The sequence below is a fragment of the Streptomyces sp. NPDC001903 genome, assembly GCF_042891345.1.
Classification (GTDB): domain Bacteria; phylum Actinomycetota; class Actinomycetes; order Streptomycetales; family Streptomycetaceae; genus Streptomyces.
Genome location: NZ_JBIASZ010000006.1, coordinates 343,836 through 358,831 on the forward strand (window position 1 = coordinate 343,836; position 14,996 = coordinate 358,831).

The following is a 14,996-nucleotide window of genomic DNA, read 5'->3' on the forward strand; positions in this document are numbered from 1 at the left end:
AAGAGGAAGCTCAGCTGCTTGCGCATGGACAGGATTATGGCCGCCCGCCCCTTCCCGAGCCAACCCGGCCCGGATCGTGAGACGTGGGCCTCGGATGGTGCGACAAAGTGGCGGCCTGCGCCACCGGTAGAATCGACAAAACAGCCACCCTCTTCCGCCGGAAGGCCGCCCCGTGCCAGAAGCACCCTCCGCCGCCCACGACAGCGCCCCGGACACGGTTCTCGTCGTCGACTTCGGCGCCCAGTACGCCCAGCTCATCGCCCGCCGCGTCCGCGAGGCACGGGTCTACAGCGAGATCGTCCCCAGCACGATGCCGGTGGCCGAGATCCTCGCCAAGGACCCCAAGGCGATCATCCTCTCCGGCGGCCCGTCCTCCGTGTACGAGGAGGGTGCCCCGCGCCTGGACGACGCCCGCGCGCTCTTCGAGTCCGGCGTTCCCGTCTTCGGCATGTGCTACGGCTTCCAGCTGATGGCGACCACCCTCGGCGGCACCGTCGACAACACCGGCGCCCGTGAGTACGGCCGTACGCCGCTCGCCGTCTCCAAGGCCGGCTCCACCCTCTTCGAGGGCACCCCCGAGAACCAGTCGGTGTGGATGTCCCACGGCGACGCCTGCTCCGCCGCCCCCGAGGGCTTCACCGTCACCGCGTCGACGAACGTCGTCCCGGTCGCGGCCTTCGAGAACGACGAGAAGAAGCTGTACGGCGTGCAGTACCACCCCGAGGTGATGCACTCCACGCACGGCCAGCAGGTCCTGGAGCACTTCCTGTACCGCGGCGCCGGACTGGAGCCCACCTGGACCACCGGCAACATCGTCGAGGAGCAGGTCGCGGCCATCCGCGAGCAGGTCGGCGACAAGCGCGCCATCTGCGGCCTCTCCGGCGGCGTGGACTCCGCGGTCGCCGCGGCCCTCGTACAGAAGGCCATCGGTTCGCAGCTGACCTGCGTGTACGTCGACCACGGCCTGATGCGCAAGGGCGAGACCGAGCAGGTCGAGAAGGACTTCGTCGCCGCCACCGGCGTGCAGCTGAAGGTCGTCGACGCGCAGGAGCGCTTCCTGAACGCGCTGGCCGGGGTCTCCGACCCGGAGACCAAGCGGAAGATCATCGGCCGCGAGTTCATCCGCGTCTTCGAGCAGGCCCAGCTGGAGATCCTCCAGGAGGACGGCCCCGCGGTCGCCTTCCTGGTCCAGGGCACCCTGTACCCGGACGTCGTCGAGTCCGGCGGCGGCACCGGCACCGCGAACATCAAGTCCCACCACAACGTGGGCGGCCTGCCCGACGACATCGAGTTCGAGCTCGTCGAGCCGCTGCGCCAGCTGTTCAAGGACGAGGTCCGGATGGTCGGCCAGGAGCTCGGCCTGCCCGAGGAGATCGTCCAGCGCCAGCCCTTCCCCGGCCCGGGCCTGGGCATCCGCATCGTCGGCGAGGTCACCAAGGAGCGCCTGGACCTGCTCCGCGAGGCCGACGCCATCGCCCGCCACGAGCTGACCGCGGCCGGCCTGGACCGCGAGATCTGGCAGTGTCCGGTCGTCCTGCTCGCGGACGTCCGCAGCGTCGGCGTCCAGGGCGACGGCCGCACCTACGGCCACCCGATCGTGCTGCGCCCCGTCTCCTCCGAGGACGCGATGACCGCGGACTGGACGCGCATGCCGTACGAGGTGCTCGCGCGGATCTCCACCCGCATCACCAACGAGGTGCCGGACGTGAACCGCGTGGTCCTCGACTGCACGAGCAAGCCCCCGGGCACCATCGAGTGGGAGTAGTCCCCACCGTTCGCACGTACATGGTCGAAGCCGCCGCTCCCTCCGGGGAGCGGCGGCTTCGCCGCGTGTATGGCCACTTCGCGCGGCCGCCGGTACCTTGCGCGGCGAGCCGAAGGAGGGGGCCATGCCGGACCAGCCCGAACCCGTACCCGCACCGGTACGCGCACCCGCACCCGCACCCGTGCCGGTGGACCGGCTAGGGTTCGCGCTGCCGCCCGTCCACGCCGACCCTGCCGAGGAGCGCGCGTACCGCAAGGAGCGGCTCGCCGGGGCGCTGCGGCTGTTCGGCCGCCTCGGGTACGAGGACGGGGTCGCCGGGCACATCACGGTGCGGGACCCGGAGTTCGCGGACTGCCACTGGGTCAACCCGTTCGGGCAGGCCCTGTCCGCCCTCACCGCCGCCGACCTGCTGCTCGTCGACGGGGACGGGCGCGTGCGCGAGGGCGCGCGCCGGGTCAACGAGCTGGCCTTCGCCGTGCACGCCGCCGTGCACCGGGCCCGCCCCGACGCCGTGGCGGTGGTGCACGCGCACGCCCCGTACGGCAGGGCGCTCGCCGCGCTCGGCGAACTGCTCGCCCCGATCAGCGAGGAGGCTTGTGCCTTCTACGAGGACCACGCCCTCCTGGACGGGTTCGCCGGGCCGCAGGACGCCGGGCGGATCGCCCGCGCCCTGGGCCCGTACAAGGCGCTGGTCCTGCGCAACCGCGGGCTGCTCACCGTCGGCGACTCCGTGGACGCGGCGGCCTGGTGGTTCATCGCGGCGGAGCGCGCGGCGCAGGTGCAGCTGATCGCGCGGGCCGCCGGGAAGCCGGTCCCGGTCGACCACCGTGCGGCGCTCGCCGCGCGGGAGCGTTTCGGCTCGGATCTCGCCGCCTGGGTCAGCTACCAGCCGCTCTGGCAGACCGTCGCGCCCTGAAAGCACCGGGCCGGGCGGGTGGCGTCAACATCATGAACGGTTAATCACCTGCTCTGACATCGTGCGCAATCCGGAGCACTGTCGCAGTGGTGCACAATTCGCTGGCATTGCACCGTAGTTCAGAGAGGCGGCACGCACGTGGCTGTCCAAGAGATGTCCCGAAGCACCCACGGCGGCGGCTGCACCTGCGACGACTGCCCGCACGGCGCGCAGGAGGGGCACCGCCGCGCCGTCGCCGCGTTCACCGAGAAGCGGGACGAGTTCGCGGCCGGGCAGGGGCTGCCGGCCGCGGTGGCCCGCTCCGCCGGGGCGTCCCGGCAGTGGGTCTCCGACGAGCTGACCCTCTCCGCCCGTACGGTCGCCGACCGGGGCCGGGAGGCCGGCAACTCCTGGCTGTACCTGTTCTCGCGGCGGGCCGTCCTCGCCGTGTGGATCGCTGCCGGGGTGCTGCTGCTGGTGCAGGTCGGCACCGCGCTCGGCACCGGCTGGTCGACCGCCCGCACCGCCGGGCTGCTCGCGGCGGTGGTCCTGGCCGGGCTGCTCACGGTCGCCGCCCGCGCCCAGTCGCTGCGCGGCGGGCTGCTCGCCCCGCTGGTCGGCGAGGACAACCGGCTGTCCACCTCGAAGGCGGTGCCGAGCGCCTGGGTGGTGCTGACGGCGTTCGCCGCGCTGCTGCCCGCGCTGCGGCTGGCGGCCTCCCCGCCCGGCCCGCAGCGGCAGGCCCTGTACGCGGGGCTCGCGCTCGGACGCGCGCTGCCGCTGCTGGCGGTGGTCGCGCTGACCTCGGCCGTGGCGGTGCTGGTGCGCCGGGTGGTCACCGTACGGATCATGGGCCAGCGGATGCAGAAGCTGCCGGCGGACCGGCCGCGCGGGGTGGACCTGCTGACGGACGACGCGGGCCGGGGGAGCTTCCCGGACGCGCAGTACGTGCTGGTCTCCACGGTGGTGCTGGCCTTCGCGGCGGTGTCGATGGCCCGGTTCCCGGACCGGCTGCCGCGGCTGCCGTGGGCGCTGGCCATGCTGGTGGCCCTGTCGGCGGCGGTGTACCTGGCGGCGAAGTACGCGGAGGTCACCCGCCCGCTGATCCTGTCCGTGGTGCGCAGACGGGAGCCGGGCGACCTCGACGCGGCCATCCGGCCGGGCGACGACATCGAGATCCGCGGGGTGGGCTTCGTGCCGCCCGGGGCGCAGACCCCGGAGATGCTGGCCCGACTGGTCGTACGGGTCGGGGCGGTCCACGTGCACGTGCCGCTGGTGCCGGTCGCCGGCGGGTTCACCAACCCCTCGGACTCGGCCCTGACGGTGCCGGTCCCGGCGGAAGTGGAACCCGGGCGCATCGAGGTGCAGGTGGTGACGGCCGCCGGAGTGGAATCCAACCGCTGCACCATCGACGTGGCCGAGTGAACCGGGGTACACATGGGACGTGACCCGAACTGACGTCCCTTCCGCCGGTTCTTCCGGCGCTTCCGGTCCCGCCGGCCCTTCCGGCCCGTCCGGACTGCGGGAACAGGCCGCCCGGTACGCCCTGCTGCCGCTGCGGATCTTCCTCGGCGTGACCTTCGCCTACGCGGGACTGGACAAGCTGACCGACTCCGCGTTCCTGCACGCCTCCGGCGCGGGCTCCATCGGCGAGCAGATGCACGGCGTGCGCGACACCGCCGCGATCCCCGCCCTGGTGGACTGGGCGCTGCTCTCGCCCGTCGGGTTCGGGGCGGTGCTGGCCATCGGGGAACTCCTGGTGGGCCTCGGCGTGCTGGCCGGCCTGCTGACCCGGGTCGCGGCCACCGGCGGAGCGCTGATCTCGCTCAGCCTGTGGCTCACGGTGTCCTGGCAGGTGACCCCGTACTACTACGGCAACGACCTGGTGTACCTGATGGCCTGGATCCCGATGATCATGGCCGGAGCGCCCTATCTCTCACTGGACTCGCTGATCCGGTCCCGGCGGTCCCGCCGGATCGCATAGGTCACGATGCCCACCAGCGCGGCCAGGCAGAGCCCGCCCACGGTCATCGGGATGACCAGGAACCAGGGCAGGTCCGCCTCGCCGGTCGCGTCGAGCAGGTACAGCACGCCCGCCGCCACCAGGATCAGGCCGGCCAGCAGCCGCCCGGGCTGGAACTCATGACGCGGCACGGGCCACCTCCACCTGTCCGAAATCTGCGCTCAGGTCCAGCTCGATCGTCCCCCCGGCCTCGGTGCCGGCCGCGGGCTTCAAGGTCGCCTGTCGGGTTTCCCCGCCGCTCTTGATCCGTACGTCCTGGCTGGTCTCGCCGGGCATGTGGATGTCGCCCAGCTTCACCGAGACGTCCGCCTGCGCGGTGACCTCGCGGGGCACGATCACCTTGAGCCGGCCCGCCTCCACGGAGGCGCGGACGGACAGCGTGGTGCCCTTCGGCACGTCCAGCCGGCTGAGGTCCAGCGTGGCCAGCCCGGTACCCGCCGTGTAGACGGGTCTGACGTCGGCCACCGCGGCCGGCCGCCATTCCACGGACTTCCAGTCGGTGCCGATCTCGCGGGGCAGCGCGGAGGCGCCGGCCAGCAGCCCGGCCGTGATCACCGCCAGCAGGACGGTGCCGAAGCCGGTGCGGCCCCTGACCGAGCTGACCGCGAGGCCCATCCCGAACACGGCGAGCGCCGAGGCCAGGCCGATCTGCAGCGCGTGCGAAAGGGTGCTGCCCTGCCAGACCGCGGCCGTGGCGCCGCCCCCGGCCAGCAGGGCCAGGACGAACACCCGGCCGCCGATGCCGCCGCGCGGGGCCCTGGGGGCGGCGGACCGCTCGGAACCGTCCTCGACGCGGCCGCCCCCGATGTTCCGGGCGGCGTTGGCATCGGCCGAGTCGTCCGGCCCCCACAGGTACCCGGTGGATCCCACCGGGCCGGTCGTACCGTCCTTGACCAGCGGATCCCGCCACCAGGACGGGCTGCCGGGCACGGGCGGAGCCTGGGTCTCCGGCGGGGCGGGGGCCGGACGGTGCACCGCCTGCGGCTCCGCCTCGGGAGCGGCCGCCTTGCGGCGGCGCTGCGACCAGTACCCGGCCCCGCCGAGGGCCAGGATGACCAGGACGGAGAACACGGCCAGCCCGCCGTTGTCCAGCATCGACAGGAACAGCGCGCAGCCGACCAGGGCCGCGAACACGGCGGCGAGGGTGGCGCCCTCGACCCGGCCGGTCAGCAGCTTCTTCGCCTCGCTGTCCTCCTCGCCCTCCACCGGCAGCAGCAGCCAGGCGAAGCCGTAGAAGATCAGGCCGACCCCGCCGGTGACCGCGAGGACGCCGAGCACGATCCGGAAGATCACCGGGTCCAGGTCGAAGTACCGGCCGAGGCCGCCGCAGACGCCCGCGAGGACCTTGTCTCGCTTGCTGCGGCGCAGCGGCGGCCGCTCGGCGGCGCGGTCCGCGGGCCGGTCCGCGGGCCGGTCTGCGGGCCGGTCGCCGGGCGGCGGCGCGGTGGCACCGGCCGGCGAAGGCGGGGAGTCGTGCTTGGTCATGGCTCCATGGTGACAACCCGTCGCGCCCCGCGGCACCGGGCCCGACCCTGGCACAACCCTGATATCCCCCCGACGGAACTGGGGGGCTGCCCTGATGTCCCCCACCCCGCCCGCGTGTGACCATCAATGGCATGCCCGTCTCCGCCGCCCCCCGTCCCCCGCACACGACAGACGCCGACGAACCGCCGCAGCGCAAGCTCTACCGCAGCGCCGACGGCCGGATGCTCGGCGGTGTCGCGCGCGGTCTCGCCGGGCACCTCGGGCTGCCGGTCGTCTGGGTCCGGCTCGCCTTCCTCGGCCTGTTCATGTGGGGCGACGGGCTGGGCGTGCTGCTCTACGCCGCGTTCTGGGTCTTCGTACCGCTGGGCGTCGGCGGCCGCACCGGCCACCGCTCCTTCTTCGAGACCCTGGCCGACGGCAGCCGCCGCCTGCGCAAACCCGACCGGGGGCAGATCACCGCCCTCATCGCCCTGTGCATCGGCGCCGGCATCTTCATCTCCAAGGTCCAGCTCGGCGGCACCTCCGGCCGGTACGTGTGGCCGACGCTGCTGGTCGGCGCCGGCGTGGTCCTCGTATGGCGCCAGGCCGACAACGCCCGCCGCGCCCACTGGGGCGCCGCCGCCGGGCGCAACGCCCGCCTGCTCCAGATCGCCCGCGGCTTCGCCGGGGTCGCCCTGGTCGGCGTGGGCCTGACCGTCTTCATCGTCGTGCGCGGCTCGGCGGCCCAGCTCGGCAACGTACTGACCGCCGCCCTCGCCGTCCTGGTCGGCATAGCCCTGCTCGCCGGGCCCTGGCTGATCCGGATGACCCAGGACCTCTCCGAGGAGCGCCTCATGCGCATCCGGGCCCAGGAGCGCGCCGAGGTCGCCGCCCACGTGCACGACTCGGTGCTGCACACCCTGACCCTGATCCAGCGCAACGCCGAGGACGTGGGCGAGGTGCGCCGCCTCGCCCGCGCGCAGGAGCGGGAGCTGCGGAACTGGCTCTACAAGCCGGAGGGCACCGGCAAGGACGAGGCCGAGGAGCCCGCCACCCTCGCGGAGGCCGTCAAGAAGACGGCCGCCGAGGTCGAGGACCACCACGGGGTCCCGATCGAGGTCGTCGTGGTCGGCGACTGCCCGCTCGACGAGAGGCTGGGCGCACAGATCCAGGCCGCGCGCGAGGCGATGGTCAACGCCGCCAAGTACGGTGGCGAGGGCGGGCCGGTGCAGGTGTACGCCGAGGTGGAGGGGCAGACGGTGTTCGTGTCCGTACGGGACCGGGGGCCGGGCTTCGACATCGACGCGGTACCGGACGACCGCATGGGCGTACGAGAATCGATCATCGGCCGGATGCAGCGCAACGGCGGGACCGCACGACTGCGGTCCGCGCCCGACGGCGGCACGGAAGTCGAGCTGGAGATGGAGAGGGCGGCGAACGCAGCATGACCGAAGAGACGACCGGCAGCGCGGCAGTGGGCAGGCACGTCCGGGTGGTGCTCGTCGACGACCACCGGATGTTCCGCACGGGCGTGCAGGCGGAGATCGGCGAGACCGCCCGGACCGGGGTCGAGGTCGTCGGCGAGGCCGCCGATGTGGACCAGGCCGTCACCGTCATCACCGCCACCCGGCCCGAGGTGGTCCTGCTCGACGTGCACCTGCCGGGCGGCGGCGGGGTCGAGGTGCTGCGGCGCTGCGCCCCGCTGATGGCGGCCGCCGAGGACCCGGTGCGGTTCCTGGCCCTGTCGGTGTCGGACGCCGCCGAGGACGTCATCGGGGTCATCCGGGGCGGCGCCCGCGGGTACGTCACCAAGACCATCACCGGGACCGACCTGGTGAACTCGGTCTTCCGGGTGCAGGAGGGGGACGCGGTGTTCTCGCCGCGGCTGGCGGGCTTCGTGCTCGACGCCTTCGCCTCGACGGACGCGCCGCCGGTCGACGAGGACCTGGACCGCCTCACCCAGCGCGAGCGCGAGGTGCTCCGGCTGATCGCGCGCGGGTACGCGTACAAGGAGATCGCCAAGCAGCTCTTCATCTCGGTGAAGACCGTGGAGTCCCACGTCTCGGCGGTGCTCAGGAAGCTCCAGCTCTCCAACCGGCACGAGCTGACCCGCTGGGCGACGGCGCGCCGCCTGGTGTGAGCGCCGGTATGACGTCTGATCAGGCGTGATGCGCGCGCAGATGTGACCCACGCCGCAGGGGGAGGGGGCAACCGCGCGGCGCTGCGGCGCCCTCTTGGGTGGCGTGATGAGCTTGACGGGGTTCCCCCTGTTCGTGACGGCGATCGCCCTGACGGCGATCGCCGTTCTCCTGCCGCTGTTCGTGTGGAGCAAGGTGCGCGGCCCCGCCGTCGTACGCGTGTCCACCCGGGCCCTGATGGTGGTGTTCGCCCAGGTCACCGCCGTCGCCCTGGTGTTCATCTCGGTGAACCGCGAGGAGAACTTCTACGCCTCGTGGGGCGATCTGCTCGGCACCGGCAAGTACGTCACGGCCGCCCCCGACCTCGGCGCGGACGGGCTCGGCGGGAAGAAGGCGGCGGAGGTCAAGGCGGAGCCGAAGGTGCTCCAGGAGTTCCAGCCGGTCGAGGGCCTCGGCGGCCGGGTCAAGAAGACCGAGCTCGACGGCAAGATCTCCGGGGTCAAGGGCGACGTCATGGTGTGGCTCCCGCCGCAGTACGACGACCCGGCGTTCAAGAACAAGAAGTTCCCGGTGGTCGAGCTGATCCCGGGCATACCGGGGACGGGCAAGTCCTGGTTCCAGGGGCTCAAGGCGGCCGAGGTGCTGGAGCCGCTGATGAAGAGCGGCAAGGTGCAGCCGTTCATCCTGGTCTCGCCGCGCGCCATGCTGCTGGGCAACGGCGACACCGGATGCGCGAACATCCCGGGCAAGGTCAACGCGGACAGCTGGTTCAGCGTCGACGTCCGCAAGATGGTCACCGACAACTTCCGGGCCTCCGACGAGGCCCGCACCTGGGGCGTGGCCGGGTACTCGGCGGGCGCGTACTGCGCCGCCAAGCTGGCGATCCTGCACCCCGACCGCTACAGCGCGGCCGTCTCCCTCTCCGGCTACAACGACCCGGGCCAGGAGCCCACCTCGCTGGTCGCCCAGGACCCGGAGATGCGGCGCACCCACAACCTGAAGGCCCTGCTGAAGGCCGCGCCCACACCGCCGGCGGTCGCGCTGTGGATGTCGGGCGCCGAGCAGGACGGCTACCTGTCCGGCACGGACCTCAAGGCCATCGCGCAGAGCCCGACCACGGTGCACGCGGAGAAGGTCACCGGCGGGCACAACCTCGACTCCTGGTCGAAGCAGCTCCCGCAGGCCTTCGGCTGGCTGACCATGCAGGTCAAGGCGCCGTAGGGCTCTCGCGCCCCCGGCTCACGCCGGGCGGGAGGCGCCCGCCCAGGGCATGGAGTCGATCGGGGCCACCCGGACCGTCGACCCGGGGCGCGGGGCGTGGATCATCTGGCCGTTGCCGATGTACAGGCCGACATGGGTGACCCCGGAGTAGAAGAACACCAGGTCACCGGGGGCCAGCTGATCGCGGGAGACCCGCTGCCCGGCATTGATCTGGGTGTAGGTGGTGCGGGGGAGGGAGACCCCGGCCGAGCGCCAGGCCGCCTGGGTCAGTCCGGAGCAGTCGAAGGAGCCCGGTCCCGTCGCGCCCCAGACGTACGGCTTGCCGATCGCCCCGTACGCGAAGGCCACCGCCCGGGCCGCGCGCGTGCCGTCCGAAGGCGGCGCCGGGGTCGTGGTGCGCGGACCGGCCGGGGCCGCGCCGCCCGACTGGGCCTCGTACGCGGCCCGCTCCTCGGCGGTGAGCTTGGCCAGCAGCCGCTTGGCGGTGTCGAGCTTGGCCTCGACGGTGGCCTTGTACCCGGCGAGCTCGCCCTCGCGGGCGCGCAGGTCGGCGAGCCGGCCGGCGGCCTTGTCCCTGAGCTGCCCGACCTCGTCGAGCTGACGCCGTACGGAGGAGACCTCGGCGGCACTGCGGTCGCCGGTCCGGGTGAGGAACGAGGCCTGGTCCAGGTAGTCCTGCGGGTCCTCGGCCAGCGCCAGCCGCATGGCGGGCCCCAGGCCGCCCGTGCGGTACTGGCCGGCTGCCAGGGAACCGAGCGCCCGGCGGGCGGTGTTGAGCCGGTCGGTCTTGCGGGCGGTCTCGTCGCGCAGTGCGTCGAGCGCGCGCTGGGCCTCGTCGGCCTGCTCCTTCGCCCCGTTGTACCGCTCGGCGCTCTCCTCGGCCTCCTCGTAGAGCCGGTCCACCTCCGCCTTCACCTGGGAGGGCGTCTGCTGGGGGTCGGCCTGCGAGGTGCCTTCGAAGGCGGTGGCGGTGGCAGCGCCCGCGAGGGCGAGTGTCGCGGCGGTCCGCACGGTGCCGCGGGAGAGCGGGTGGAGCGGGCGCTGCCTGGGCTTTCGGTGACTGGCCACGAGGGCCTCACGTCCTTCCTCGCTCGGGGCTCGGTGCTTGGAGGAGGACGCTAGACCGGAAGGTAACGGCCGGATGACGAGATGATCGTAAGTGCCCCGACGTGAACTGATGTGGCCGGATGTGGCTGTTGTGGTTCGGTACCGGGATCAGTGCCAGAGGACGGCGATGAAGATATTGACCACGGTCAGCCCGCCGACCGCGCCGAACAGCGCCTTGTCCACGTGCTCCTCGTCCCGCTTCACGTAGACGAGCGCGAGGATCACGAAGAGGACGGCGAGCTTCACGCCGATCTTGATGTTGTTGACGTGGCCGCCGTCCATCTCGCGGAAGCCGACCAGCAGGACGCCCGTGACGAGCATCGTCAGCGCGCCGTGCAGCATCGCGGGCACGAAGCGGGCGGTGCCGGCGCTCATCGCCTTCATCTGTGTCAGGAAGCCGCCCAGGAGGGAGGCGATGCCGATGATGTGCAGGCCCACGAAGACACTGATGAGAACGTCCATGGCGTCGAGCGTACGGTGGCCGCCGGTCAGCCCAGGAAGCGGGTCAGCTCCCGTACGACCACCTCCGGCCGCTCCTCCGGGAGGTAGTGCCCGCTGCCGTCGACGCGGACCACCCGGGTGTCGGTGCCGAGGGCGGGGACGGCGGTCACGAGGCTGTCGTAATTGCCGTACTCGCCGCCCAGGGCCAGGATCGGCGCGGTCACCGGGGCGTACGTCGCCAGGTCGGCGATGTCCTGCGCGAAGGTCCGGTACCAGTCGTTCGCGGCGCGCACGGCCTCCGGTGCCTCGTAGGCGCGGGCGTACACCGCGCGGGCGTGCGCGTCGACGGAGGCGGGGTCGGTGGCGGCGTTCTCGAACAGCCAGTCCAGCAGGAGGTGGAAGCGGCCGGCGAGCAGCTGCTCGGGCAGGCCCTGGACCTGGTTGAAGGCGAACCACCACTTGTGCCGCTGCCCCTGCCGGGGAAGCAGGGTCTGCCGGGCCCAGCTCTCCTCGGGGTGGGACACGTCCAGGAGGGCGATCTTCCGGGTGGCCTCGGGGTGGTTGGCGGCGAAGGCGTAGGCCACCATCGCGCCGATGTCGTGGCCGACGACGTGCGCGGAGGCGATGCCGAGCCGGCCGAGCAGCGCGTGGACGTCGCGGGCGAGGGTCTTCTTGTCGTACCCGGAGGCGGGCTTGCCGGAGCCGCCCATGCCGCGCAGGTCGACGGCGATGACGCGGTACCGGGCGGCGAGGGCGGGCAGCACCTTGTGCCACTGCCACCAGGTCTGCGGCCAGCCGCCGAGCAGGACGAGCGGTTCGCCGCTGCCGCCCTCGACGTAGTGCAGCCGGGTGCCGTCGACGTCGGCGTGGTGGCTGGTGAAGCCGCCGTCGAGGGAGGCGGCGAGGGCGGCGTCGTCGAGCGGGGCCGTCGTGGGCGCGGTGGTGCCGGACATGGGAGGTCCCCCTGCTGCTGGTGCGGCGGTCGACCGTTCGAGGATTTCGTACGGTCGCGATGGAGAGACTGTACGAGATCTTCGAACGGTCTGGCAATGTCCGTACGAGATCTGCGTACAGTGAGGGCATGCCTGCCGCTGCCGAGCTGACCCACCCCCGCGCCGAGGACCTCGACCTGGCCGAGGTGCTCGCGGCCCTGGGGCATCCCGTCCGCCTCGAGATCGTCCGCAAGCTCGCCTCCGGCGAGGAGACCTTCTGCGGCGAAGTGGTCCCCGACCTGCCCCGATCCAGCGTCACGCACCACCTCAAGACGCTCCGCGAGGGCGGGGTGATCTGCCAGCGCCCGCAGGGCCGCAAGCTCTACCTCGCACTGCGCCGCGACGATCTGGAACTGCGCTTCCCCGGTCTCCTGGAACTCGTGCTGGCGTGTCGGTCCCGACCCCTAGACTCGGAAAGCGATGAGCAGCCTCTTTGACGACAGTTTCCTGGCGGACCTCACCCCCTCCGACGAGGTCCCCCCGCCGCCCGAGGATCACCCCGCCCCGGAGGAGGGCGCGGACGATCTCTTCGGGGGCCGGTTCGACGTGCCCATGAGCGGCGACGCGTACTACCGCGACGGCGCCCCCAAGCCCGTCATCGATCCGGCGACCCTCCTGGAGGGGCTGAACGAGCAGCAGGCGGCGGCCGTCGTGCACGCCGGCTCCCCGCTGCTCATCGTGGCCGGCGCCGGCTCCGGCAAGACCCGGGTGCTGACCCACCGCATCGGCCACCTGCTGGCCGCGCGGAACGTCCACCCCGGCCAGATCCTGGCGATCACCTTCACCAACAAGGCCGCCGGCGAGATGAAGGAGCGCGTCGAGGGCCTGGTCGGCCCGCGCGCGAACGCCATGTGGGTGTCCACCTTCCACAGCGCCTGCGTACGGATCCTGCGCCGCGAGTCGAAGCGCCTCGGCTTCACCTCGTCCTTCTCGATCTACGACGCGGCCGACTCGAAGCGCCTGATGGCGCTCGTCTGCCGCGATCTGGACCTGGACCCGAAGAAGTTCCCGCCGAAGGCCTTCAACGCCAAGATCTCGAACCTCAAGAACGAGCTCATCGACGAGGACGCCTTCGCCGGGCAGGCCGCCGACGGCTTCGAGAAGACGCTCGCCCAGGCGTACGCGATGTACCAGGGGCGGCTGCGCGAGGCCAACGCGCTCGACTTCGACGACATCATCATGACCACCGTCCACCTGCTCCAGGCGTTCCCGGACGTCGCCGAGCACTACCGGCGGCGCTTCCGCCACGTCCTGGTGGACGAGTACCAGGACACCAACCACGCCCAGTACACGCTGGTGCGCGAGCTCGTCGGCACCGGCTACCCGGACCTGCCGCCGGCCGAGCTGTGCGTGGTGGGTGACGCCGACCAGTCGATCTACGCCTTCCGCGGCGCGACCATCCGCAACATCCTCCAGTTCGAAGAGGACTACAAGGACGCGACGACGATCCTGCTGGAGCAGAACTACCGCTCCACGCAGACCATCCTCTCCGCCGCCAACGCGGTCATCGAGCGCAACGAGAACCGCCGCGCCAAGAACCTGTGGACCCAGGCCGGCACCGGCGCCGTCATCACCGGCTACGTCGCCGACACCGAGCACGACGAGGCGCAGTTCGTCGCCGACGAGATCGACCGGCTGACGGACGCCGGGGACGCCAAGGCGGGCGACGTCGCGATCTTCTACCGGACGAACGCGCAGTCGCGTGTGTTCGAGGAGATCTTCATCCGCGTCGGACTGCCCTACAAGGTCGTCGGCGGCGTCCGCTTCTACGAGCGCAAGGAGGTCCGCGACGTCCTCGCGTACCTGCGCGTGCTCGCGAACCCCGAGGACAACGTCCCCCTCCGCCGGATCCTGAACGTGCCCAAGCGCGGCATCGGCGAGCGCGCCGAAGCGATGATCGACGCGCTCGCGATGCGCGAGAAGATCACCTTCCCACAGGCGCTGCGGCGCGTGGACGAGGCGTTCGGCATGGCCGCCCGCTCGACCAACGCGGTGAAGCGGTTCAACGTGCTGATGGAGGAGCTCCGCACGATCGTCGAATCGGGCGCGGGCCCGGCGGTGGTGCTGGAGGCGGTGCTGGAGCGTACGGGCTACCTGGCCGAGCTCCAGGCCTCGACCGACCCGCAGGACGAGACGCGCATCGAGAACCTCCAGGAACTCGCGGCCGTGGCCCTGGAGTTCGAGCAGGCCCGCGGGGAGGACGCCGGGACACCGGCGGCTCCCGCCGCGGGCGGCACGCTCGCGGAGTTCCTGGAGCAGGTCGCGCTCGTCGCCGACTCCGACCAGATCCCGGACGAGGAGGAGGACGGCTCGGGCGTCATCACGCTGATGACCCTGCACACCGCCAAGGGCCTCGAATTCCCGGTGGTCTTCCTGACCGGCATGGAGGACGGGGTCTTCCCGCACATGCGCGCGCTGGGCCAGACCAAGGAGCTGGAGGAGGAGCGCCGCCTCGCGTACGTCGGCATCACGCGGGCGCGCGAGCGGCTGTACCTGACCCGCTCCGGCATGCGCAGCGCGTGGGGCACCCCCTCGTACAACCCGCCCTCGCGGTTCCTCGAGGAGATCCCGGCCGAGTACCTGCAGTGGAAGCGGACGGGCGCGGCGCAGAAGCCGGCGGGCCCGATGCGCGGTTCGGGGTACGGGTCCTCCGGCGCGGGCGGCGGCAAGGCCACGTTCGGGACCTCGCCGGAGGCCTTCCTGTCCTCGTCGCGTGCGAAGTCGGGGCCGTCCGGGTTCGCGACGCGCCGGGCCGCCGACAAGCCGGTCGTCGCGCTGGCGGTCGGGGACCGGGTCACGCACGACCAGTTCGGGCTGGGCACGGTCATGGAGGTCCGGGGCGCCGGCGCGGACGCGCAGGCCACCGTCGACTTCGGGGACGACAAGCCGAAGCGCCTGCTGCTGCGCTACGCGCCGGTGCAGAAGCTGTAACGGGGGGTGTGTGCGGGGC

General features: G+C 72.3%; 14 protein-coding genes. 9 read left to right on the forward strand and 5 right to left on the reverse strand.

The genetic code is table 11. From position 1 onward, the window contains the following. The first annotated feature begins 172 nt into the window (after positions 1-172). From guaA to ACFYZS_RS17000, 4 genes are all read left to right on the forward strand, one after another. Positions 173-1,765, forward strand: coding sequence for a glutamine-hydrolyzing GMP synthase (guaA, locus tag ACFYZS_RS16985; RefSeq protein ID WP_389012413.1), 1,593 nt, complete (start codon positions 173-175; stop codon positions 1,763-1,765). A gap of 124 nt (positions 1,766-1,889) precedes the next feature. Beyond that, positions 1,890-2,681 (forward strand): class II aldolase/adducin family protein, encoded by a 792-nt coding sequence (locus ACFYZS_RS16990; RefSeq protein ID WP_389012416.1) that lies wholly within the window; start codon positions 1,890-1,892, stop codon positions 2,679-2,681. 153 nt (positions 2,682-2,834) lie between these two features. Further along, positions 2,835-4,085, forward strand: coding sequence for a hypothetical protein (locus ACFYZS_RS16995; protein ID WP_389012419.1), 1,251 nt, complete (start codon positions 2,835-2,837; stop codon positions 4,083-4,085). A gap of 19 nt (positions 4,086-4,104) precedes the next feature. Continuing rightward, positions 4,105-4,644, forward strand: coding sequence for a TQO small subunit DoxD (locus tag ACFYZS_RS17000; RefSeq protein WP_389012422.1), 540 nt, complete (start codon positions 4,105-4,107; stop codon positions 4,642-4,644). On the opposite strand, the gene ACFYZS_RS17005 is transcribed toward ACFYZS_RS17000, so the two are convergent. Both ACFYZS_RS17005 and ACFYZS_RS17010 read right to left on the reverse strand, forming a co-directional pair. Further along, complete coding sequence (locus ACFYZS_RS17005) at positions 4,590-4,814, reverse strand: hypothetical protein (protein WP_389012425.1); 225 nt, start codon at positions 4,812-4,814, stop codon at positions 4,590-4,592. The two genes, ACFYZS_RS17000 and ACFYZS_RS17005, sit on opposite strands and share 55 nt — an antisense overlap. Then, positions 4,801-6,168, reverse strand: coding sequence for a PspC domain-containing protein (locus tag ACFYZS_RS17010; RefSeq protein ID WP_389012428.1), 1,368 nt, complete (start codon positions 6,166-6,168; stop codon positions 4,801-4,803). The genes ACFYZS_RS17005 and ACFYZS_RS17010 overlap by 14 nt, the downstream gene beginning before the upstream one ends. Before the next feature lie 131 nt (positions 6,169-6,299). Between ACFYZS_RS17010 and ACFYZS_RS17015 the strand changes: the two genes are divergently transcribed. The 3 genes from ACFYZS_RS17015 (at position 6,300) to ACFYZS_RS17025 (ending at position 9,506) form a co-directional block, all read left to right on the forward strand. Beyond that, the gene (locus tag ACFYZS_RS17015) at positions 6,300-7,595 is read left to right on the forward strand and encodes a PspC domain-containing protein (RefSeq protein ID WP_389012431.1); all 1,296 of its coding nucleotides are present in this window, start codon (positions 6,300-6,302) and stop codon (positions 7,593-7,595) included. After that, entirely contained in the window at positions 7,592-8,287 is a 696-nt protein-coding gene (locus ACFYZS_RS17020) for a LuxR C-terminal-related transcriptional regulator (RefSeq protein WP_389012434.1), read from the forward strand. The genes ACFYZS_RS17015 and ACFYZS_RS17020 overlap by 4 nt, the downstream gene beginning before the upstream one ends. A 106-nt stretch (positions 8,288-8,393) precedes the next feature. Continuing rightward, positions 8,394-9,506 carry an alpha/beta hydrolase gene (locus ACFYZS_RS17025; RefSeq protein WP_389012438.1) on the forward strand — a complete coding sequence of 371 codons (1,113 nt, stop codon included), beginning with the start codon at positions 8,394-8,396 and terminating at the stop codon, positions 9,504-9,506. A gap of 18 nt (positions 9,507-9,524) precedes the next feature. On the opposite strand, the gene ACFYZS_RS17030 is transcribed toward ACFYZS_RS17025, so the two are convergent. The 3 genes from ACFYZS_RS17030 to ACFYZS_RS17040 form a co-directional block, all read right to left on the reverse strand. Continuing rightward, positions 9,525-10,574, reverse strand: a complete 1,050-nt coding sequence (locus ACFYZS_RS17030; RefSeq protein ID WP_389012441.1) for an NlpC/P60 family protein — start codon at positions 10,572-10,574, stop codon at positions 9,525-9,527. Positions 10,575-10,721: 147 nt separating this feature from the next. Continuing rightward, positions 10,722-11,075, reverse strand: coding sequence for a hypothetical protein (locus tag ACFYZS_RS17035; protein ID WP_383340634.1), 354 nt, complete (start codon positions 11,073-11,075; stop codon positions 10,722-10,724). 26 nt (positions 11,076-11,101) lie between these two features. Then, complete coding sequence (locus ACFYZS_RS17040; protein WP_389012444.1) at positions 11,102-12,007, reverse strand: alpha/beta fold hydrolase; 906 nt, start codon at positions 12,005-12,007, stop codon at positions 11,102-11,104. Between the two features lie 128 nt (positions 12,008-12,135). Between ACFYZS_RS17040 and ACFYZS_RS17045 the strand changes: the two genes are divergently transcribed. Both ACFYZS_RS17045 and pcrA read left to right on the forward strand, forming a co-directional pair. Next, a complete protein-coding gene (locus ACFYZS_RS17045) occupies positions 12,136-12,483 on the forward strand; it encodes an ArsR/SmtB family transcription factor (RefSeq protein ID WP_389012447.1) in 348 nt (115 codons plus the stop codon). After that, the gene (gene pcrA / locus ACFYZS_RS17050) at positions 12,467-14,977 is read left to right on the forward strand and encodes a DNA helicase PcrA (RefSeq protein WP_389012449.1); all 2,511 of its coding nucleotides are present in this window, start codon (positions 12,467-12,469) and stop codon (positions 14,975-14,977) included. The genes ACFYZS_RS17045 and pcrA overlap by 17 nt, the downstream gene beginning before the upstream one ends. The last annotated feature ends 19 nt before the right edge of the window (positions 14,978-14,996 follow it).

Coding starts and splice junctions, on each gene's coding strand:
- ACFYZS_RS16990 (WP_389012416.1), top strand. CDS start 1,890: ATGCCGGACCAGCCCGAACCCGTACCCGCACCGGTACGCGCACCCGCA.
- ACFYZS_RS16995 (WP_389012419.1), top strand. CDS start 2,835: ATGTCCCGAAGCACCCACGGCGGCGGCTGCACCTGCGACGACTGCCCG.
- ACFYZS_RS17010 (WP_389012428.1), bottom strand. CDS start 6,168: ATGACCAAGCACGACTCCCCGCCTTCGCCGGCCGGTGCCACCGCGCCG.
- ACFYZS_RS17015 (WP_389012431.1), top strand. CDS start 6,300: ATGCCCGTCTCCGCCGCCCCCCGTCCCCCGCACACGACAGACGCCGAC.
- ACFYZS_RS17020 (WP_389012434.1), top strand. CDS start 7,592: ATGACCGAAGAGACGACCGGCAGCGCGGCAGTGGGCAGGCACGTCCGG.
- ACFYZS_RS17025 (WP_389012438.1), top strand. CDS start 8,394: ATGAGCTTGACGGGGTTCCCCCTGTTCGTGACGGCGATCGCCCTGACG.
- ACFYZS_RS17035 (WP_383340634.1), bottom strand. CDS start 11,075: ATGGACGTTCTCATCAGTGTCTTCGTGGGCCTGCACATCATCGGCATC.
- ACFYZS_RS17040 (WP_389012444.1), bottom strand. CDS start 12,007: ATGTCCGGCACCACCGCGCCCACGACGGCCCCGCTCGACGACGCCGCC.
- ACFYZS_RS17045 (WP_389012447.1), top strand. CDS start 12,136: ATGCCTGCCGCTGCCGAGCTGACCCACCCCCGCGCCGAGGACCTCGAC.
- pcrA (WP_389012449.1), top strand. CDS start 12,467: ATGAGCAGCCTCTTTGACGACAGTTTCCTGGCGGACCTCACCCCCTCC.